Origin of the sequence: Nonomuraea antri, assembly GCF_013283785.1 — a bacterium.
Lineage (GTDB): Bacteria > Actinomycetota > Actinomycetes > Streptosporangiales > Streptosporangiaceae > Nonomuraea > Nonomuraea antri.
This window is the reverse complement of sequence record NZ_JABCPZ010000204.1, coordinates 1-20,685: the sequence shown is the minus strand read 5'-3', so window position 1 is coordinate 20,685 and position 20,685 is coordinate 1. Positions and strand designations below refer to the sequence as shown.

The window sequence follows — 20,685 nt, the reverse complement described above, 5'->3', positions numbered from 1 at the left end:
GACGAGCACGTCATCGTCCAGCCGCTGGGCGCGGGCCGCCCCGCCTGACCTGGCCGGGTCGCCGCCCGGGCGGAGCCGCGCCAGCTCCGGGATGACCGTCTCGGTGTGCGCGCCGGGGGTGGCGTGGCGGACCTCGCCGGATTCGTCCAGCAGCGCCGCCCAGCCGCCGATCTCCTTGGCGAGCCGGTCGATGACCGCGTTCATGCCCTCGGGACGCAGCGCCGCGCGCGTGAGCCGCCCCTGGGCGGCGAAGGCGCGGGCGATCTCGTCGTACTGCTCGGCGGCCAGCAACTCGCTGACCACCTTGCCGATCGCGATGAACGGCGTCTCGCGCGGCACTTCGAGCAGCGGCAGCCCGGCGGCCGAGGCTGCCGACACCAGCGCGGACGGGACGGCCGCGTGCGAGAGCCCGACGCCGAAGCCGAGCCCGGCCACGCCCCGCGCCACCAGCCGGGCGACATATCCAGAAAAGTCGCCTTCCAGCCGCATCCCGGTCGTGAGCAGCAGCTCCGCGCCTTCCAGGAACGGCGTCGGGTCCTCCAGCTCGCTGACCGCCACCCAGCGCACGGGGACGTCGAGCGCGCCGGCGAGCGGGCGCAGCCCCATCCGTCGCGCCACGGTCCGCAGCGAAGGCGCCATACGAGTTGTCCATTCCGGCAAAGGTGAGCACCCTCAGTGTGACATATCGACGTATCGGCCCAGGTGGGAGCCCAACGTAGCGTCGAGCCATGAGCATTCCCCAGGAGCGGCGCGTCGTGACCGCGATCCCAGGCCCCAAGTCGCAGCAGCTGCTGGCCCGCAAGCAGGCCGCCGTCCCGCCCGGCATCGGCACCACGCTGCCGGTCTTCGTCACCCGCGCCGGCGGCGGCGTGGTGCAGGACGCCGACGGGAACTCGCTGATCGACTTCGGCTCCGGCATCGCGGTGACGAACGTGGGCAACGCCGCGCCCAAGGTGGTCGAGCGGGTCCAGAAGCAGGTCGCCGACTTCACCCACACCTGTTTCATGGTCACCCCGTACGAGTCGTACGTGCAGGTGTGCGAGAAGCTCAACGAGCTGACCCCCGGCGACCACGAGAAGCGCACGTTCCTGGTGAACTCCGGCGCCGAGGCCGTGGAGAACGCGGTCAAGGTGGCCAGGCACGCCACGGGCAGGCCGGCCGTCGTGGTGTTCGACCACGGCTACCACGGCCGCACGCTGCTCACCATGTCGCTGACGGCCAAGAACATGCCGTACAAGCACCGCTTCGGGCCGTTCGCGCCGGAGGTGTACCGGGTGCCGCTGGCCTACCCGTTCCGCTGGCCGACGGGTGCCGAGAACTGCGCGGAGGAGGCCGCCGCGCAGGCCATCGACATGATCAACAAGCAGATCGGCGCGGAGAACGTGGCCGCCGTGGTGATCGAGCCGATCGCCGGTGAGGGCGGCTTCATCGAGCCGGCCAAGGGCTTCCTGCCGAGGATCGCCGAGTTCTGCAAGGCCAACGGCATCGTGTTCGTGGCCGACGAGGTGCAGACCGGCTTCGCGCGCACCGGCCACCTGTTCGCCTGCGAGGACGAGGGCATCGTCCCGGACATCATCTGCACCGCCAAGGGCATCGCGGGCGGCCTGCCGCTGGCCGCGGTGACCGGCCGCGCGGACCTGCTCGACCAGGTGCACGTGGGCGGGCTCGGCGGCACGTACGGCGGCAACCCGCTGGCCTGCGAGGCGGCGCTGGGCGTGCTGGAGACCATCGCGGAGGAGGACCTGGTCGCCAAGGCCCGCAGGATCGGCGAGATCATGCTGCCCAGGCTCAAGGCCCTGCAGGAGCAGCACGCGGTGATCGGCGACGTGCGCGGCCGCGGCGCGATGATCGCGATCGAGCTGGTCGAGCCGGGCACCAAGAACCCGAACCCGGCCGCCGTCCAGGAGGTCGTCAAGCGCTGCCACGCCGAGGGCCTGCTGGTGCTGACCGCGGGCACGTACGGCAACGTGCTGCGCTTCCTGCCGCCGCTGGTCATGCCCGAGCACCTGCTCGAAGAGGGGCTCGGCATCCTGGAGAAGGCCATCGCCGACCTGTAAGAAAACCTAACGAATCGGGCATCCAGCTTGCGGCTGGATGCCCGATTTTGTTGGTTTTCCTCACGCCATGCGGGTAGAGAATTCACTCTGACTTGACGCTCAGCTAGACGATCACAGCCTCGGTCAGGGTTATAACGGATCCGACATAGGGGTGGGCCATGGCGGCGGGGAGCGTGATGAACTGGGGTCCGACCAGAACGGCGCGAGGCATGTTGACGTTCGACCCGGAAGGCCTGACGTGGGCCCAGCGCGACGGCGACGCCTGCGTCGTCTGCCACAAGCGGTGGCCGCGTCCGCGCGTGCGGGTGGGCCGGCTGCCCAACGACTCGGCGGTCCTGGCCTGCGCCGACTGCGCCGACGCGCTGCTGCCCGCGCCGCTGGCGACCGTGGTGGCCTTCCCCGCCCGCTAGATCGACCGCGGCTCTGCGGCTCAGAGCGGCTCAGGCGGCTCAGGCGGCGACCGTCTCCCTGATCGCCCAGGGTGAGCCGTACTCGCGCAGCAGGTCCAGGAACGGCACCGCGTCGAACGCCTCGGGTCCGAGCACGCCGGTCCCCCGCCAGGCCCCGGTGGCGATCAGTTCGAGCGCGACGACCGGGTGGATCGCGGTCTGCCAGACGACGGCCTGCGAGCCGTACTCGCGCATCGACCAGTCGTTGTCCACCACGTGGTACAGGTAGACCTCGCGGGGTGCGCCGTCCTTGCCGGTGCCCTTCACCCACGTGCCCGCGCAGGTCTTGCCGCGCATGCGCGACCCGAGCGTGGCCGGGTCGGGCAGGCTGGCGGCCACCAGGTCGCGCGGCGCCACCTCGGCCCCGCCCACCTTGATCTTGTCGGCGCTGTCGAGTCCCAGCTTGTGCAGCGTCTTGAGCACGCCGATGAACTCCTCGCCCAGCCCGTACTTGAAGGTCACCCGCTTGGCCGGGATCCACCTGGGCACCAGCAGCACTTCCTCGTGCTCGACGTTCACGCACTCCACCGGCCCGATCCCCTCGGGGAAGTCGAACACCTCGGGCTCGCTGAACGGCTCGGTGGTGCGCCACCGGCCGTCCTCCCACACCACGGGCGGGTTGAGGCATTCCTCGATGGTCGTCCAGATGGAGAACGTGGGCGCGAAGTCGTAGCCGTCGACGACCAGGTTGGCGCCGTCCCTGATGCCGATCTCGTCGATGGTGTCGAACAGGTGGTCGGCGGCGTAGCGGGCGAACACGTCGGCCAGCCCGGGCTCCACGCCCATGCCGACCAGGGCGAGCCGGTCCGCCTCGCGCCACGCGCCGTCGCGCTCGAACTGCTGGTCGCCCAGCTTGAGCCCCGGCACCCGGTACGGCTCGCGCGGATGCGGCTTGGACAGCGACATGGCCATGTCCAGGTAGTGCGCGCCGGCCTCCAGCGCGGCCTCGAACAGCGGCATCGTGAAGCGCGGATCGACGGCGTTGAACAGCACGTCGCATCGGTGTTCCCGGAGTGCGGCCGCGACCTGGTCACGGTCGGCGGCGTCGAGCGCGATGGCGCTGAAGCGCGGGTCGTCCACGGCGGCGACGGCTCTGGCCGCCCGGCTCTGTTGGGAGTCGGCCACCACGATGTGTTCGAAGAAATGGCGGCGAGCGGCGATGGGCACGACGGCGGATCCGACGCCTCCGGCGCCGACCAGAAGGATTCTCATGGGGAGACCATACTCACTGACTGGTCATTCAGTCTAACCTGACTGGTCATTCAGTCGAAACTCGTGACCTGGGAAGACCTGGACAAACGCGAGACGCCCCGGGACAGGGGGAAGGCCCAGGGCGTCTCTGCGGGCGGGCACCCAGCGGGGGGACGGGCGCGCGCCCGCGGCACGGTCAGGCGGCCATCAGGCCCGACTCACTCCGCGAGACCGCTCCACGGTTTCTGCCAAGTGGTGTAAATAGTGCATTCCCCGTCTTCGGGCCGGCAATCCCCCGGCGGACGCTGGGCGAAGACCACCCGGTCGAGCCGGTGCGGCTTCTCGGCCCCGTAGGCGGCGCAGATGCGGGCGGCGTCTTTCTTGCACGCCTTGGGATTGGCCGGCGCCAGCCCCATCCAGGCCGCGGCCTCGCGCTGGTGGTCGGCCTCGGCCATCCAGTTCAGCCAGCGGTAGGCGCAGCCGGTGTCCGGGACGTTCGCGCCGAGCATCCAGGAGTCGACCCAGCCGGTGGTCCTGGCCGTGCGGACCGTCTTGATCGGCAGCTTCGCCGCCTGCAGCAGCAACCGGTAGTACGGGGTGGTCTGCGCGTAGTCGAGCGACCCGGTGGAGAAGCCCTTGAGCAGGTCGATCGGGTTCTTCCAGTACGTGCGTTCCCTGTTCTGCCCGAGCAGCGCGATGGCCCGGTCGAACTGCTCGGCGGTGGGCTCGTACGGGTTCTTGACGCTCTCGTCGGCCAGCGCGGCCTCGGCGATGGTCATCGGGGTGTCCTGCAGCGCGACCCGGTCGGCGGCGAACACCTGCTTCAGATCGCCCCCCTTGACCTTGGACGAGTCGTAGACGAACTCGTTGAACCCCCACAGGAACGGCACCCCGTACGCCTTGCCGGAGACCGTGGACATGTCGCGGAAACGCTCGGCGAGGTCGTCGTAGCCGGCCACCTTGGCCGGGTCGATCGGCTGCACCTGCTTGGTCTTGATCAGGTGACCGGCCAGCACCGGGCCGGCGGAGACCACGTCGTAGGGCCGGTCGTCGAACCGGTCGGCCATCTCCGCCTCGGTCTGCACGGTGTCGAGCCGGGCCACCCGGCAGCCGGTGTCGCGCTCGAACGAGCCGACCCAGTTGGCGTCGGCGCTGATGCCGCCGTACTCGGCGTAGCCGCGATAGGTGAGGATCTGCAGCGTGCCGTCGCTCTTGGCCGGGTCGGGCGTCGGCGTGGCGCTGGGCGTGCCCGGGGTGGGCGAACCCGTGGCGCTGGGCTTCGCCGTGTCGGTGGCCTTCGCGGTGTCGGTCGCCTTCGCGGTGTCGGTCGCCTTCGCGGTGGTTGCCTTCGCCATCGTGGTGGCCTGCGGGGCCGGCGCCGACGTGCCCACGCCGACGACCAGCGCCGTGCCGGCGGCCAGCGCCGCGACGGCGAGCGCCATGACGGTCTGATGACGGCGTTCCACGGTGTCCCCCTTATCCCTGGCCTGGAGCCTACCGGGGGAACCCGGGCGGGGAGGAACGACGCCGCTCCCCGCCCGCCGCCGTCACCTGTTCGTCGGGAAGCCCAGGTTCACGCCGCCGTGCGAGGGGTCGAGCCACCGGGAGGTGACGACCTTGCCGCGGGTGTAGAAGTGCACGCCCTCGGTGCCGTGCACGTGCGTGTCACCGAACAGCGACGCCTTCCAGCCGCCGAAGCTGTAGAAGGCCATCGGCACCGGGATCGGCACGTTGATTCCGACCATGCCGACCTCGACCTCGTTCTGGAACCGCCGGGCCGCGCCGCCGTCGTTGGTGAAGATCGCCGTGCCGTTGCCGTACACGCCGTCGTTGATGATCCGCAGACCCTCCTCGTACGACGAGACGCGCACGATCGACAACACCGGGCCGAAGATCTCCTCGGTGTGCGTCCGGGAACCGGCCGGCACGTGGTCGAGCACGGTCGGGCCGAGCCAGAAGCCGGGCGTCTCCGCCGCCTTGCCGCCGCCGAGCACCTTGGTCTCGCGGCCGTCCACCACGACCTTGAAGCCTTCGTCCAGGTCCAGGTAGGAGGCGACCTTGTCGCGGTGCTCGCGGGTGACCAGCGGGCCCATCTCGGACTTGGGGTCGTCGCCAGGGCCGATGACCAGCTTGCCGACCCGCTCGACGATCTTGTCGACCAGCTCGTCGCCGATCGGGTCGACGGCCAGCACCACCGAGATCGCCATGCACCGCTCGCCGGCCGAGCCGAAGCCGGCCGAGACCGCGGAGTCCGCGACCAGGTCCAGGTCGGCGTCGGGCAGCACCAGCATGTGGTTCTTGGCGCCGCCGAGCGCCTGCACCCGCTTGCCGTGCGCGGTGCCGCTCTCGTAGACATAGCGGGCGATCGGGGTGGAGCCGACGAACGAGACCGCCTTGACGTCCGGGTGCGCCAGCAGCCGGTCCACGGCCACCTTGTCGCCCTGCACCACGTTGAACACGCCGTCGGGCAGCCCGGCCTCCTGCCACAGCCGCGCCATCAGCAGCGACGCCGACGGGTCCTTCTCCGACGGCTTGTGGATGAACGCGTTGCCGCAGGCGATCGCGATGGGGAACATCCACATCGGCACCATGGCCGGGAAGTTGAACGGCGTGATGCCGGCCACCACGCCCAGCGGCTGCCTGATCGAGTACGAGTCGACCCGGGTCGAGACGCCCTCGGAGAAACCGCCCTTGAGCAGGTGCGGGATGCCGCAGGCGAACTCCACCACCTCCAGGCCGCGGGCCACCTCGCCGAGCGCGTCGGAGTGCACCTTGCCGTGCTCGGCCGAGATCAGCGCGGCGAGTTCGTCGCGGTGGGCGTACATGAGCTCGCGGAAGCGGAACAACACCCGCGCCCGCTTGACCAGCGACGCGTCGCGCCAGGCCGGGAACGCGGCGACGGCGGCGGCCACCGCCGCGTCCACGTCCGCGGCCGAGGCCATCGCGACCGTGCCGCTGACCTCGCCGGTCGCCGGGTTGAAGATCTCGGCGGTGCGGCTGTCGCCGTCCTCGAGAGCTCCGTTGATCCAGTGTTTGACGGACTTCACTGCGATGCTGCCTCTGCGTTGATGACTTCGAGTGCGTTGACGATGATGCCCAGGCCCTCGGTGGCCTCGTCGATCGTCAGGGTGAGCGGCGGGGCCATGCGGATGGCGGTGCCGTACAGGCCGCCCTTGCCGGCCAGCAGGCCCGCCTTCTTGGTCTCCTCCATGAAGCGCGTGGCCTGGGCGGGGGTTTCGAGCTCGATGGCGAACATCAGGCCACGGCCGCGCACGTCCTTGACGATCGGCAGGCGGGTGGCGGCCGCGCGCAGGCCGTCGATGATGATCGCGCCGGTGCGGGCCGCGTTGGCCTGCAGGTCGTGGTCGAGCACGTAGTCGAGGGTGGCGTTGGCGGCGGCCATGGAGATCGGGTTGCCGCCGAAGGTGGACAGGCCGACCGCGTGCGGGGCGTCCATGAGGTCGCCGCGGGCCACGATGCCGCCGACCGCGAACCCGTTGCCGATGCCCTTGGCGAACGTGATCATGTCGGGGGTGACGCCGTGGTTCTGGATGCCGAAGAACGCGCTGCCGGTACGGCCCCAGCCGGTCTGCACCTCGTCGGCGATGAAGTAGATGCCCTGCTCGTCCAGCACCTCCTTGTAAGCGGCGAACAGGCCGTCGGGCGCCGCGGTGAAGCCGCCCACGCCCTGGATCGGCTCGGCGATGAGCGCGGCCACGTCGTTGGAGACGGCGGTGGCCAGCACGTGGCGCAGGTCGTCCACGCAGGCGGCGATGTACTCGGCGTCGGACATGCCCTTGAACTGGGCGAGGTGCCGGTCGGCGCCGTGCAGGAAGTGCACGTTCAGCGGGGAGAGCGAGTTGTTCTTCCACGACCGGTGTGAGGTGACGCTGATCGCGCCGAAGCTGCGGCCGTGGTAGCTCTGGCGCATGGCCAGCACCTGGTCGGTCTTGCGCGCGTAGGTGGCCAGCAGCAGCGCGGTCTCGTTGGCCTCGGTGCCGGAGTTGGTGAAGAACACCTTGGCGTCCGGGATGCCGGACAGCCTGGCGATCTTCTCGGCCAGCTCGACCTGGCCGCGCAGCAGGTAGACGGTGCTGGTGTGCACCACGCCGGTGGCCAGCTGGCGCTCGACCGCCTCGCGCACCTCGGGCACGTCGTACCCGATCATGTTGGTGAGAATCCCGGCGAAGAAGTCCAGGTAGCTCTTGCCATCGGCGTCGATGACGCGGTTGCCCTTACCACTGACGATCTCGATGGGCTCGGTGTAGTTGAGTGCCACCCAGTTGGGGATTACCGCCCGGTGGCGCGCGAGAAGCTCCGACATGCTTCGAGTATCCCGTCCACGCACCGCTGGTCCCACCTCCAAGATGTCGGCATAAGACGACATCCCCTTACATCATGGAAATAGTCGCGAACTCGGTGACGCACTTCGGCTGAACAAGAGTGACGACACCGACCACTGGAGCTGAGTTGGTCCTGGATACGAACCCGGCCAGGGCGCCGCGCGGCCTGGACGACGCCGCGGTGATCCGCCGCTCACGGGAGGACCCGGCGGCCTTCGCCGCGCTGTTCGACCGGCACGCGCCCGCGCTGCACCGCTACGTCGCCCGGCGGCTGGGCGACTCGCTGGCCGACGACATCGTGGCGGAGACCTTCCTGGCCGCCTTCAGCAAGCGCGACCGCTACGACCTCGGGCGCGCCGACGCCCGTCCCTGGCTGTACGGCATCGCCGCCAACCTGATCGGCGGCCACCGCCGTACCGAGGAACGGCACTACCGGGCGCTGGCCAGGACCGGCGTGGACGAGGTGGCGGAGAGCTACGCCGACCGGGTCGCGGCCCGCGTGTCGGCGTCGGCCGCGCACCGGTCCCTGGCCAGGGCGCTGGCCCGGCTGTCGGCCGAGGACCGTGAGGTGCTGCTGCTCTTCGCCTGGGCCGAGCTGAGCTACGAGGAGGTGGCCGCCGCGCTCGGCGTCCCGGTCGGCACGGTCCGGTCGCGGCTGCACCGGGCCAGGAAACGTACCCGCGCCGCGCTGGGCGGCGTCGACCCGTCCGCGCTCAGTGAGGAGGCCGCCGGTGAATGACCTCGTGGACGACATCAAGGCGCTGCGCTCGTTCCGCGGCGACGCGCCCGAGCCCGACGCCGCGCGGCTCGCCGCCCTGCGCGACCGCCTCGCCACCACCACCGCTACGGCTACTGCCCCAGGCGCACCCGCGCCCAGGTCCGCCGGCCGGCGCGCCCCGTTCGCCCGGCGGGCCCTGCTCAGCGGCGCGCTGGCGGCGGCCGTCGCGGCCGCGGTGCTGCTGACCGCGCCCGACGCCACCGAACCCGCGCCCGGCGGCACCCCGTCGACGGCGGTGGCCGAGCCCCGGCCGGGCTCCATCACGCTGCTGGAACAGGCGGCCCTGGTGGCCGAGCGGCGCTCCTTCTCCGCGCCCCGCCCCGACCAGTGGGTCTACACCAGGACGAAGAGCATCCAGCCCGCCGACGGCGCTGAGTCGATCATGGAAGGCTGGATCAGGTACGACGGCAAGCAGCTGGCCAGGGTCAGCCCGCGCACCGGGCAGCTCAGGGTGGAGGACGTACCGCCCGACCCGGGCGACGACGACCTGTCGCCGCAGCAGTATCACCACAAGCTGCTCGCCCTGCCCACCGACCCGGTCAAGCTGCTGGCCAAGGTCACCAAGGACCGGCACTGGATCGACTACCCCAAGGAGGAGGCCCCGAGCAGGCAGCCGAACGACGAGCGGGCGTTCCGCGTGCTCACGCTCTACCTGGGCCAGCAGGCCGTCATGCCGCCCAGGTTGGAGGCCGCCATCTACCGGGCGCTGGCCAGGATCCCGGGGGTGAAGGTGGCCACCGGCGTGCGCGACGCGATGGACCGGGAGGGCCTGGCCATCTACTACGAGCCGAAGGGCCAGGGGGTCTCGACGCGCTACTTCGTCCTCGACCCTCAGACGTACCGGCTGCTCGGCGAGCGTACGGTGTGGCACCGCGACGAATGGTGGCCCGGCTCCGAGGACAAGGCGCCCAAGCTCATCTTCCGGGCCGGCAGCCAGTGGGCGTTCGCCAAGATCACCAGCGCGATCGTCGACCGGGCGGGGGATCGCCGGTAAGTCCCCTAGGGGATGTCCCGTGCGCCTGGCGGCGTACGGGACTCACCGCCGCTACGCCGCCAGAGGCATCGACGATGACCACTGGCGGGCGACGACCGGGAGGGTGGCGGTCGGCCACCATCGGATCATCACGAGAACGAGGAGATCCGAGATGAGCACCGCCACCTTCACCGTCGCCCCCCGTCCCGAAGCCCCCGCCGGCCCGCCGAAGCTCGACCGCGAGGAGCTGCGCATGGCTCAGCAGGAGACGCTCGACACGCCGCGCATGAAGTACAGCCTGCTGGCCAAGATGATGTTCAAGCCGGTGGACGTCATGTACGGCAAGCGGGGTTCGTTCACCAAGTTCGCCATGCTGGAGATCATCGCCCGGGTCCCTTACCAGGCCTGGGAGCGCATGGGCTACTGGGCGGTGCACCGTCACGCCGGCCGTTCCGTGCTGGCCAAGCGGGTCTTCGAGCGGATCGTGGAGGCCCGCGCCGACCAGGACAACGAGCAGTGGCATCTGCTGATCATGCAGGACCTGATCCAGCGGCAGGGGCTCAGACAGAACTGGCTGCTGCACAAGGCGGCGCCCTGGCTGATCGCGTTCTTCTACTACCACGTCTCGTGGGTGTTGTTCCTGGTCAGGCCGGACTGGAGCTACCGGCTCAACGCCGAGTTCGAGGACCACGCCGAGCACGAGTACATGACGTTCGTGGCGGAGAACCCGGATCTGGACTTCGTCCCCGACCCGGGCACGTACGCCGACGAGTACGGCCGCTACCGCTCGGTGGCCGACCTGCTCCGGCAGATCGGCCACGACGAGCGGATGCACAAGCTGGACAGCCTGGAGAGCATGCGCGAGCCCCGCGTCCGCTAGACCTTGACGGGCTCCTGGACGGGGGCGGGCGCCGCCGGCCGCAGCACGATCACCGCGAGCAGCGCGGCGGCCACGCTGAAGGCGGCGCCCACCCAGGAGCCGACGTGCATGGCCGAGGTGAAGGCCTCGTTGGCGGCCGGGCCGTAACCGAGCAGGTGCGCCTGCCCGATCGACTCACCGGCCGCCGGGGGCAGCCCGGGGGGCAGGGACGAGGTGTACTGGCCGGCCAGCACGCTGCCCAGCACCGCGATGCTCATCGCCATGCCGACCTGCTGCACGGTGTCGTTGAGCGCCGAGCCGACGCCGGCGTGCTGCAGCGGGATCGCGCCCATCAGCGAGGCGTAGGCGGCCGGGCCCATGGTTCCGGCCCCGATGCCCATCATGACGAGCCCGGTGAGCAGGGGCAGGTACCCGGTGGTGGTGGCCATGACGACGAACCCGCCGGAGATCACCAGCAGGCCCACCCCGACCAGCACCCGGTTGCTGACCTTCTGGCCCAGCCCGGCGCCGATGCCGTTGAACACGGCGGCGGCGATGGCGTACGGCAGCATCGCCAGCCCGGCCTGCATCGCCTGGTAGCCCAGCACGAACTGCAGGTACTGGGTGAGCATGAGCATCACCGCGCCGGCGCCGAACGACATCAGCAGGATGGAGAACGAGGCGCCGCTGAAGTTGCGGTTGGCGAACAGGTGCAGCGGCAACATCGGCTGCTTCTGCTTGCGCTCCCAGAGCACGAAGGCGCCCAGCGCGACCACGGCGACCGCGATGATCGGCCAGTTCCATTCACGCTCGATGATGACGTAGACGGCCGCTGTCAGACCCACGACCGACAGGACGACGCCGACCAGGTCGATCTTCCTGCCCTCGGCCTTGCTCTCGGGCATGAGCACGAAGGCGGCCACGATCGCGACGGCCGCGATCGGGATGTTGATCAGGAAGACCGAGCCCCACCAGAAGTTCTGCAGCATGAGGCCGCCGAGCGTCGGCCCGGACACCATGCCGACCAGCGCGACCGCGCTCCAGGCGGCCATGGCCTTGCGGCGCTCGTCCTCGTCGAAGACGGTCATCAGGATCGACAGGGTCGAGGGCATGACCAGGCAGCCGCCGACGCCCATGAGCGCCCGCGCGGCGATGAGCTGCCACGGCTCGGTGACGAGCACAGCGAGCAGCGAGGCGCCGCCGAAGATCACCAGGCCGATCACCAGGAAGAGCCGGCGGCCGTAGCGGTCGGACAGGCTGCCGGAGGTGAGCAGCAGTCCGGCGTAGGCCAGCACGTACGCGTCGATGATCCATTGGATGTCCGACTGGTTCGCGCCGAGTTCCTGATACAGCTTCGGGATCGCCAGGTTGAGCACCGTGTTGTCGACGACCAGAACCAACAGGGCGAGACAGAGGACGACGAGGATCCACCAGCGGCGGGGGTCCCGCTCCACGCCCGCTTCCGCTCGTACAGTGTTCGAGTTCACTCGCACAGTGTACGAGACAACTCGCACACTGTGCGAGAGGATTTAATCTGGAGCTATGACCGGCAAGCAGTTCTCCTCCGTCTGGCTCCGCGAGCCGCGCAAGACCACCAGCCCGGGTCGCAGCCGCGAAGAGATCATCGCCGCCACGCTGGAACTGCTCGACGCCGAAGGGCTCAACGGGCTGAGCATGCGCAAGCTCGGCGCCAAGCTGAGCGCGGGCGCCACCAGCCTCTACTGGTACGTGGCGAACAAGGACGAACTGCTCGAACTGGTCTACGACGAGATCTGGGGCGACATCGAGCTACCCGATCCCGCCGCCACGCACTGGCGCCAAGGCGCCGCCCTGCTGGCCCGCAGCATGCGGGCGGCGATCCTGCGCCACCCCTGGTCGGCCGACCTCATCGGCCGCATGGCCGCACTCGGTCCCAACGCGCTCGGCCTGACCGAGAAGATGCGCCAGATGTTCTCCCACGCCGGGTTCGCCGGGCTGGAGATCGACTACGCCAACTCCACGCTCACCGCGTACGTGTTCGGCATCACGATCCCCGAGGTCGCCTGGAACAACACGATGGCTGACCGGGAGTACGACCCGGAGGAGATGCGCTCGGCCCTGATCAAGGCCGCCGCCGACTTCCCCGACCTGCTGGCCAGCGCCGACCAGGTGATCGACGCCGAACCCGGCGAGATGCGCGCGATGGCTTTCGAGTTCGGCCTGGCCTCCGTGCTCGATGGCCTTGAGAGGCGGCTGGTGACGTAGCAGGATCCGGAGCATGAGCGATTTCCGCGCAGCCCGCGACTTCCTGCTCGGCGCCGACTCCGCGACGGCGCGCCGCGACTTCCGCTGGCCGGAGCCGGCCGAGTTCAACTGGGCGCTCGACTGGTTCGACGGCGTGCTGGCCGCGGAGAACCCCGAGGGCGTGGCGCTGACGATCGTCGGCGGCGCTGCCGGCCGGGTGTCCTTCACCTTCGCCGAGTTGTCCGCCCGTACCGGACAGGTCGCGAACTGGCTGCACGAGCAGGGCGTGCGGCGCGGCGACCGGATCCTGCTGATGCTCGGCAACCAGCCGGAGCTGTGGGAATCGCTGCTGGCCGCGATGAAGCTGGGCGCGGTGATCATTCCGGCCACGACGTTGCTGACCGGCAAGGACGTCGCCGAGCGGATCGAGCGGGGCGGCGTGTCCCACGTGATCGCCAACGCGGCCGACGCGGGCAAGTTCGGCGACGGCGGCGTCACCCGCATCGCCGTCGGCGACGCCTACGGCTGGCTGCCGTACCACGAGGCCTACGGGGCGAGCGAGCGCTTCACGCCCGACGGCGTCACCCGCGCGGACGACACGCTGCTGCTCTACTTCACCTCGGGCACGACCTCCCAGCCGAAGCTGGTCGAGCACACCCACGCCTCCTATCCGGCCGGGCACCTGTCCACCATGTTCTGGATCGGGCTGCGGCCCGGCGACGTGCACCTGAACGTGTCCTCGCCCGGCTGGGCCAAGCACGCCTGGAGCAACGTGTTCGCGCCGTGGAACGCCGGGGCCACCGTGCTGGTCCACGACTACCAGCGATTCTCGGCCGCCGGGCTGCTGGAGGTGCTGCGCGACGAGCGGGTGACCACGTTCTGCGCGCCGCCGACCGTGTGGCGCATGCTCATCCAGGAGGACCTGACCGCCTGGAAGCTGCCGCTGCGCACGGCGGTGGCGGCCGGCGAGCCGCTCAACCCGGAGATCATCGACCAGGTGAGCAAGTCGTGGGGCATCACGATCAGGGACGGCTACGGCCAGACCGAGACCACCGCCCAGATCGGGAACGCGCCGGACGAACCGGTCAAGCCTGGCTCGATGGGGCGGCCGCTGCCCGGGTACCGGATCGTGCTCGTCGACCCGGTCACCGGCGAGCAGGGGGACGACGGGGAGATCTGCCTGCCGCTCGACGATGGCCGCCCCTTGGGCCTCATGTCCGGATATGTCGGCGGATCTGGTGAAGCGATGCGAGACGGGTTCTATCACACGGGTGACGTGGCGACCCGCGACCACGACGGCTACATCACCTACGTCGGACGCACCGACGACGTGTTCAAGGCCTCCGACTACCGGATCTCCCCGTTCGAGCTGGAGAGCGTGCTGCTGGAGCACGCGGCCGTGGCCGAGGCGGCCGTGGTGCCCGCCCCCGACCCGGTGCGGCTGGCCGTGCCGAAGGCGTTCGTCACCCTCGCCCCCGGCCACGAGCCCGATGAGGCGACCGCGCGCTCGATCTTCGAACACTGCCGCCGCGAGCTGGCCCCGTACAAGCGGGTGCGCCGGCTGGAGTTCGGCGAGCTGCCCAAGACGATCTCCGGCAAGATCCGCCGCGTCGAGCTGCGCGTACGCGAGCCCCGGCGCGAATTCAGAGAGGACGAGTTCCGCGACTGACACCGATCCCAGGAACGCGCGGACTTTCCCCGAAGTCGGTTTCAAACTGTAAATCGGTGCATGGCCGTTTTTACAGGCTGATCGGCTAAGCTCTGCCCGTGCTGCCCACCATTGCCGACGTCCTCGCCCTGGAGACCGTGCGCCGGGGCAACCCGCGCGTGGTCGCGGGCGCCGACCGGCTCGATACCAAAGTGCGGTGGGTGCACGTCGGCGAGATCGCCGACATCGCCCACCTGCTACGCGGCGGAGAGCTCGTGCTCACCACTGGCGTGGCACTGCCCGACGACCCGGAGAAGCTCGCCGATTACATCGGCGAGCTTTCCTCTGTCGGGGCCTCCGGGCTCATCGTGGAGCTCGGGCGCAGGTTCGTCCGCGAGCTGCCCAGGGCCGTGATCAAGTCGGCTGAGGAACACGGGCTGCCGGTCGTCGTGCTGGCCCGCGAGACCCCGTTCGTGCAGATCACCGAGTCCGTGCACGCGCGCATCATCGACATCCAGCTCGAGGAGCTGCGGGCCTCCGAGCAGCTGCACGAGGTCTTCACCGAGCTGTCGGTCGAAGGCGCCTCGCCGGCCGAGGTGCTGGCGCAGGTCGCGCGGCTGTCGAACCGTCCGGTGCTGCTGGAGAACCTGGCGCACCAGGTGCTGGCCTGCGAATCCGCGGGCCGCGACACGGGAACCCTGCTGGCCGGCTGGGAGACCAGGTCACGTGCCGTCGCCCCGGCCGAGCGCACCGCCTACGACCCGGCCTCCGGCTGGCTCGTCACCACGGTCGGCGCGCGCGGCCAGGACTGGGGCCGGCTGATCCTGCTCTGCGAGACCCCGCCGTCGCCGCGCGACATGGTGCTGGCCGAACGCGCCGCCACCACGCTCGCCCTGGGCCGCCTGCTCGAACGCCACCAGGAATCGCTCGAACGCCAGGCCCACGGCACGATCATCACCGGCATACTCACCCACGCCTACGCGGACCCGGACGAGGCCGCCGCCCGCGCCCGCGCCGTCGGCGTCCCGCTCACCGGACGCCGTCTGATCAGCGTGGTGATCAGGCCGACCGACCCCGTCGACCAGGCCATCGACGGCCAGGCGCAGCTCGGCGAACTGGCCGAGGCCACCGCCGCCGCCTGCCGCGACGCCCGCCTGCCCGCCCTGGTCGGCGCGCTCGACCAGGAGCGGATCGGCGTCCTGCTGCCGCTGCCGCCGCGCACCCAGGCCGAGCCCGCGCTGACCACGCTGACCGAGCGGCTGCGCATGCTGTGGCGTCCCGGCTCGGCGTTCGTGCTCGCCGCCGGCTCGGTGGTGGAATCGATCAGGGACGTACGCCGCAGCTTCCTCGAAGCCGAGCAGGTGGCCGACGTCGCGGTCCGCCAGCCCGACGGCCGGGCCTTCTACCGGCTGCCCGACCTGCGCCTGCGCGGCCTGCTGCACCTGATGCGCGACGACAGCAGGCTGCAGACGTTCGCCGAGCGCGAGCTGGGCGCGCTGCTCGCGCACGACGCCCAGCGCGGCGGCGACCTCAGCCGGATCCTGCGCATCTACCTGGACGCCGGACGCAACAAGGCCGTCGCCGCGCAGAAGGCCCACCTGTCCAGGCCCGCCTTCTACGACCGGCTCCGCCGCCTGGAGCGCATCCTCGACACCGACCTGGACGACGTCGAGTCGTGCCTGTCACTGCACGTGGCGCTGCTGGCGCTGGAGTCCTTCCGAAGGGAGAACCGTTGAGAGCTCGTGACCACGGCATCGTCGTCGGCACCGGCACGCCCGGGCCGCTGAACGCCATCACCGACGTGGCGGGCGTGCTGGTCGGGCACACCACGCTGACCGAGGGCACCGCGCGTACCGGTGTCACCGTGGTGCGGCCGCACCCGGGCTCGGCCTACGACACGCCGGTGTACGCCGGGTTCCACTGGCTCAACGGCAACGGCGAGATGACCGGGCTGCCGTACCTGACCGACTTCGGGCAACTGCACTCGCCGATCGCGCTGACCAACACCTTCTCCGTCGGTGTGGTACGCGACGCGCTGGTCTCGCTGGAGATCGGCGGCCGGGGCGCCGGGGCCTGGTCCACCCCCGTGGTGGCCGAGACCTGGGACGGACGGCTCAACGACATCGACGCCCAGCACGTCGACCGCGAGCACGTGGCGTCCGCCTACCGTGAGGCCGCGTCCGGGCCGGTCGCGGAAGGCTCGGTGGGCGGCGGCACCGGGATGATCTGCCACGGGTTCAAGGGCGGCACCGGCACCGCCTCCCGGCTGGTCGACGACTACACGGTGGGCGTGCTGGTGCAGGCCAACCACGGCGCGCGCGACCGGCTGACGGTCAACGGGCGGCGCGTCGTCATGGACGACGTCCCCAAGCCCGGCCTCCCGGAGTCCGGCGCTCCCGAAGGGGCTGGGTCGATCATCGTGGTGATCGCCACGGACGCGCCGCTGCTGCCCCACCAGTGCCGCAAGCTCGCCCAGCGGGCCGGCCTCGGCGTGGCCAGGACCGGCGGCTCCGGCGAGACCACCAGCGGCGACGGCTTCATCTGCTTCTCCACCGGGAACCTGAACCTGCCGTCGAACTCCGTCGGCGTCGAGCAGCCCCGGCTGTTCCAGGTGAACGTGCTGGCCGACGCCTACCTCGACCCCTTCTACCACGCGGTCGTCGAGGCGACGGAGGAGGCCATCGTGAACGTCCTGGTGGCGGCGGACACGATGACCGGCGCCAACGGGGTCACCGCGCACGGCCTCGACGGCGGCCGCCTGGCCGACCTGCTGAAGCGCTGAGCTGTCGAAGCGCTGACCTGCCGATACGCTGAAACGCTGAGATGAGTGACATGTCTGACGTCCTGATGCCCGACCCGGCCGGCCTCGGCCGCATGCTCGCCACCGCGGGCGCCTTCGCCGTCCCCGTCCACGACGTGCGGCTGACCCCGGACGAGCTCGACCCCGGCCAGATCGTCTCCGGCTCGCCCACGACGTCCTCGCTCGAGCTGGGCGACGGCCGCGGCATCTGGGAGATCACCCCCGGCGTGGTGACGGACGTCGAGGCCGACGAGATCTTCGTGGTGTTGTCCGGCCGGGCCACGATCGCCGTCGAGGGCGGCGCCACGATCGAGGTCGGGCCCGGCGACGTGTGCCTGCTGGCCGAAGGCGCCAAGACCACCTGGACCGTGCACGAGACACTGCGCAAGGTCTACCAGGCCAGGTAGTACGCATCGACTCGCCCCGGGCCTGCCGGGCCTGGGGCGAGTCGCGCCCCTCTTGCCGGTGATCGCTTACCGTCCACCGAGCTCACCATCACCCGCACCCACCACCGACCCGCACCCGTCCCGCACCCTGGTCAGACCGTCACCCGATGGCCACGGGAGACCCGTCAGACCGTCACCTCGATGGCCGCCCGGAACCATCGGCCGCAGGAGACCCCTTCAGGCAGCGGTCATCGCCATGGCGCCCCGCACCTCGTCCAGGGTCAGCACCGCGCGCTCCCGCGCCCGCTCGTTCCCCGCGGCGAGCACCGCGCGCGCCTCGGCCTCGCCGATCTCGCTCCGCCGCCTCCTGATCGGCCGCAGGAACTCGTTGACCGCCTCGGTGACCACGCGCTTGAGCGTCGCCGCGCCCCCGTGCCCGATCTCGTCGGCGAGGTCCTGCGGCGTGCGGCCGAGGCAGAGCGCGGCCAGCGTGAGCAGGTTCGCCACCTCCGGCCGGCGCGTCTCGTCGAAGGTGACCAGCCGCTCCGAGTCGGTGCGGGCCTTGCGGATGAGCGCGGCGGTCTCGTCCTCGGTGGCCGACAGCGTGATCGCGTTGCCGCGGCTCTTGCTCATCTTGCCGCCGTCCAGGCCGTTGAGCAGCGGACGCGCGCCCATCATGGCCTCGGGCAGCGGAAAGACCGGCCCGTAGCGCTCGTTGAAACGGCGGGCCACCAGCCTGGTGAGCTCCAGGTGCGGAAGCTGGTCCTTCCCGACGGGGACCAGCGTGCCCTTGCAGAACAGGATGTCCGCCGCCTGGTGCACCGGGTAGGTGAACATGAGCCCGTTGACCGCCTGTTGCTTGCTGTGCGCGATCTCGTCCTTGACGGTGGGGTTGCGGCCCAGCTCGGCCACCGACACGAGGCTGAGGAACGGCAGCAGGAGCTGGTTCAGCTCCGGGACGGCGCTGTGCTGGAAGATCGTCACCTTGGCCGGGTCGAGCCCGATCGCCAGGTAGTCGAGCAGCAGCCCGGTGATGTTGCGCTGGATCTCACCGGGCCGGTCGCGATCGGTGATCACCTGGTAGTCGGCGATCAGCACGTACATCGGGTGTACGTCCTGCAACGCCACCCGGTTGGCCAGGGTGCCGAAATAGTGGCCCAGGTGCAGCGGCCCGGTCGGCCGGTCGCCGGTGAGTACGACGTGGTTCATGTGTGTTTCTCCATTCAGGTCGACGCCTGTCCCGGAGAAGCACACGAAAAAGGGCCGCCCCTGGGACGGCCCGCGTATGCGGAATTCAGCGGCCGTCTGTCGGCCGCCACCACATGCTGATGCGTGTCATACACCCATGGTATCCGTTTGGGATGTCAATCTCGTAACCTCTCGAACCGTTTAGCGTGTTTGGCTGCCTCGGGGACCTTGATCTCGCCAGGATGGTTCGGTCCGTTTTCCGCCCTCTGGAGATCTTCATGTCTCGACGCACCCTCGTCGGCGGCCTGGCCATGGCCGCAACCCTTACGGTGACCTCGTTGTCTCCCCCGGCGTCCGTCGCCGTGGCGGCGCAACGGGCCGCCGATTTTCCGACCGGCACGTTCCCGCTGGGCGAGCCCATCGTCCCCACCAAGACCGTGACCGCGGTGGCGCCCGGGATCGAGCTGTTCGACGTGAAGGCCGGCACGTCCACCGACGGCTACACCGTGACCGTGCTGATGCCCAGCGGCCGTGACTACGGCACCCGCGCCACCGCCGAGACCAAGCTGGCCGAGGTCGAGGCGCTCGGAGAGGTCGCCGAGCTGCAGGAAGTGGTACGCCCCAAGGTGGCCGACGCGCCGCAGCAGATCGTGTACATGGTGCGGGTGGGCGCCTGGTCGTTCAAGGACAAGCCGAAGGCCGACGAGATGGCCAAGAAGCTCAAGGACGCCGGCCTGAAGGTGAAGGTCGACTACCTGGGCGACGACGGCTTCAAGACCACCGGCCCGTGGAACGTCAAGGTCATCATGATCAACCCGAGGACGTTCCGCGGCTCGTACGTGGCCTCGCTCGGCGCCAGCGTGGCCGCACGGGAGACGGTCACGTCGATGGCGAAGGCGCGGCAGGCGCTGCTCGGCGTCAACGGCGGGTTCTTCAACATCCACACCTCGCCCGCGCTGCGCGGCGAGCCCGTCGGCGCGTCCGTGGTCGGCGGCAAACTGCTCAGCGAAGCCGTTCCCGGACGTTCCGCCATCGTCCTGAAGGGCCGCACGGCCCGCATCACCGAGCTCAAGTCCACCGTCACGGCCATCTCGCAGGACGGCGAGAAGCTGGCCGTCAACGGCGTCAACCGCGCCGCCGCCACCGACGAACTGGTCCTGTACACGGAGGAGTACGGGGCCAAGACGCCGAACGACAACGGCTCGGACGTCGTGCTCGACGCCAACGGCAAGGTCGTCAAGCTCGTCCCCGCCGGCGGCAAGGTCCCGGCCGGCATGCGCGTGCTGCACGGCTCCGGTCTCGCCTCCGACTGGCTGAACGAGCACGCCTGGGAAGGCTGGACGGTCAAGGTCGACACCAAGGTGGTGGATGTACGGACCGGTAAGTCGCTCAAGCTCACCCCGGACCTGAACATCATCGCCGGCGGCGTCGGCCTGGTACGCAACGGCAAGGTCAAGATCACCGCTAAGCGTGACGGGCACGACTCGATCAACATGATCCTCCGCCGCCACCCGCGCACCCTCGTCGGCACGACCCGCAACGGCAGCCTCATCCTGGCCACCATCGACGGCCGCAAGCCCGGAGTGACGGTCGGCGCGAACTTCCTCGAAGCGGCCAGAATGATGCGATGGCTGGGCGCCACGCAGGCCATCAACCTGGACGGAGGCGGGTCTACTTCGATGGTGGTGGGCGGCAAGGTCGTCAACCAACCGTCGGACGGCCGCGAACGCGGCATCGGCGACGCCCTCCTGGTCCTCCCCCAGTAACCCCTCCCCGCCGGACCCTAACGC

The 20,685-nt window shown here is 70.3% G+C and carries 18 protein-coding genes; 11 read left to right on the top strand and 7 right to left on the bottom strand.

Going from position 1 to position 20,685, the window contains the following annotated elements; translation table 11 throughout:
* Positions 1-618: PucR family transcriptional regulator ligand-binding domain-containing protein (locus HII36_RS42530; RefSeq protein ID WP_407940861.1), on the bottom strand; the 618-nt coding region annotated here is incomplete at its 3' end.
* A 110-nt stretch (positions 619-728) separates the two neighbouring features.
* On the opposite strand from HII36_RS42530, the gene gabT reads away from it, so the two are divergent.
* Together gabT and HII36_RS42520 are read left to right on the top strand one after the other, a co-directional pair.
* Positions 729-2,057, top strand: coding sequence for a 4-aminobutyrate--2-oxoglutarate transaminase (gene gabT / locus HII36_RS42525; RefSeq protein ID WP_173529027.1), 1,329 nt, complete (start codon positions 729-731; stop codon positions 2,055-2,057).
* 209 nt (positions 2,058-2,266) lie between these two features.
* On the top strand, positions 2,267-2,467 hold the full coding sequence (locus tag HII36_RS42520) for a hypothetical protein (protein ID WP_173529026.1): 201 nt from the start codon (positions 2,267-2,269) through the stop codon (positions 2,465-2,467).
* Between the two features lie 39 nt (positions 2,468-2,506).
* On the opposite strand, the gene HII36_RS42515 is transcribed toward HII36_RS42520, so the two are convergent.
* The 4 genes from HII36_RS42515 to HII36_RS42500 all read right to left on the bottom strand — a co-directional run bounded on the left by HII36_RS42515 (position 2,507) and on the right by HII36_RS42500 (position 8,021).
* Complete coding sequence (locus HII36_RS42515) at positions 2,507-3,718, bottom strand: saccharopine dehydrogenase family protein (RefSeq protein ID WP_173529025.1); 1,212 nt, start codon at positions 3,716-3,718, stop codon at positions 2,507-2,509.
* A gap of 197 nt (positions 3,719-3,915) precedes the next feature.
* A complete protein-coding gene (locus tag HII36_RS42510) occupies positions 3,916-5,163 on the bottom strand; it encodes an extracellular solute-binding protein (protein ID WP_173529024.1) in 1,248 nt (415 codons plus the stop codon).
* Between the two features lie 81 nt (positions 5,164-5,244).
* On the bottom strand, positions 5,245-6,744 hold the full coding sequence (locus HII36_RS42505) for a CoA-acylating methylmalonate-semialdehyde dehydrogenase (protein WP_173529023.1): 1,500 nt from the start codon (positions 6,742-6,744) through the stop codon (positions 5,245-5,247).
* Positions 6,741-8,021: an aspartate aminotransferase family protein gene (locus HII36_RS42500; protein WP_173529022.1), complete on the bottom strand. Its 1,281-nt coding sequence runs from the start codon at positions 8,019-8,021 to the stop codon at positions 6,741-6,743. The genes HII36_RS42505 and HII36_RS42500 overlap by 4 nt, the downstream gene beginning before the upstream one ends.
* Before the next feature lie 146 nt (positions 8,022-8,167).
* Here HII36_RS42500 and HII36_RS42495 point away from each other — a divergent pair, with 146 nt between their 5' ends.
* The 3 genes from HII36_RS42495 (at position 8,168) to HII36_RS42485 (ending at position 10,671) form a co-directional block, all read left to right on the top strand.
* Positions 8,168-8,779, top strand: a complete 612-nt coding sequence (locus HII36_RS42495; protein WP_217370654.1) for an RNA polymerase sigma factor — start codon at positions 8,168-8,170, stop codon at positions 8,777-8,779.
* Positions 8,772-9,812, top strand: coding sequence for a CU044_5270 family protein (locus HII36_RS42490; RefSeq protein WP_173529021.1), 1,041 nt, complete (start codon positions 8,772-8,774; stop codon positions 9,810-9,812). Before HII36_RS42495 ends, HII36_RS42490 begins: the two co-directional genes overlap by 8 nt.
* A gap of 151 nt (positions 9,813-9,963) precedes the next feature.
* A complete protein-coding gene (locus HII36_RS42485; RefSeq protein WP_173529020.1) occupies positions 9,964-10,671 on the top strand; it encodes an alternative oxidase in 708 nt (235 codons plus the stop codon).
* Here HII36_RS42485 and HII36_RS42480 read toward each other — a convergent pair.
* Positions 10,668-12,137, bottom strand: a complete 1,470-nt coding sequence (locus HII36_RS42480) for an MFS transporter (protein ID WP_173529019.1) — start codon at positions 12,135-12,137, stop codon at positions 10,668-10,670. The two genes, HII36_RS42485 and HII36_RS42480, sit on opposite strands and share 4 nt — an antisense overlap.
* Before the next feature lie 55 nt (positions 12,138-12,192).
* Here HII36_RS42480 and HII36_RS42475 point away from each other — a divergent pair, with 55 nt between their 5' ends.
* The 5 genes from HII36_RS42475 (at position 12,193) to HII36_RS42455 (ending at position 17,728) form a co-directional block, all read left to right on the top strand.
* Positions 12,193-12,894 carry a TetR/AcrR family transcriptional regulator C-terminal domain-containing protein gene (locus HII36_RS42475; RefSeq protein ID WP_173529018.1) on the top strand — a complete coding sequence of 234 codons (702 nt, stop codon included), beginning with the start codon at positions 12,193-12,195 and terminating at the stop codon, positions 12,892-12,894.
* Positions 12,895-12,907: 13 nt separating this feature from the next.
* Positions 12,908-14,542 (top strand): AMP-binding protein, encoded by a 1,635-nt coding sequence (locus HII36_RS42470; RefSeq protein ID WP_173529017.1) that lies wholly within the window; start codon positions 12,908-12,910, stop codon positions 14,540-14,542.
* Between the two features lie 98 nt (positions 14,543-14,640).
* Complete coding sequence (locus HII36_RS42465; RefSeq protein WP_173529016.1) at positions 14,641-16,257, top strand: PucR family transcriptional regulator; 1,617 nt, start codon at positions 14,641-14,643, stop codon at positions 16,255-16,257.
* Positions 16,254-17,303 (top strand): DmpA family aminopeptidase, encoded by a 1,050-nt coding sequence (locus HII36_RS42460; RefSeq protein ID WP_173529015.1) that lies wholly within the window; start codon positions 16,254-16,256, stop codon positions 17,301-17,303. The genes HII36_RS42465 and HII36_RS42460 overlap by 4 nt, the downstream gene beginning before the upstream one ends.
* Positions 17,304-17,353: 50 nt before the next feature.
* Entirely contained in the window at positions 17,354-17,728 is a 375-nt protein-coding gene (locus tag HII36_RS42455; RefSeq protein WP_173529014.1) for a cupin domain-containing protein, read from the top strand.
* 216 nt (positions 17,729-17,944) lie between these two features.
* On the opposite strand, the gene trpS is transcribed toward HII36_RS42455, so the two are convergent.
* Entirely contained in the window at positions 17,945-18,916 is a 972-nt protein-coding gene (trpS, locus tag HII36_RS42450; protein ID WP_173529013.1) for a tryptophan--tRNA ligase, read from the bottom strand.
* A gap of 257 nt (positions 18,917-19,173) precedes the next feature.
* Between trpS and HII36_RS42445 the strand changes: the two genes are divergently transcribed.
* Complete coding sequence (locus tag HII36_RS42445; protein WP_173529012.1) at positions 19,174-20,661, top strand: phosphodiester glycosidase family protein; 1,488 nt, start codon at positions 19,174-19,176, stop codon at positions 20,659-20,661.
* The last annotated feature ends 24 nt before the right edge of the window (positions 20,662-20,685 follow it).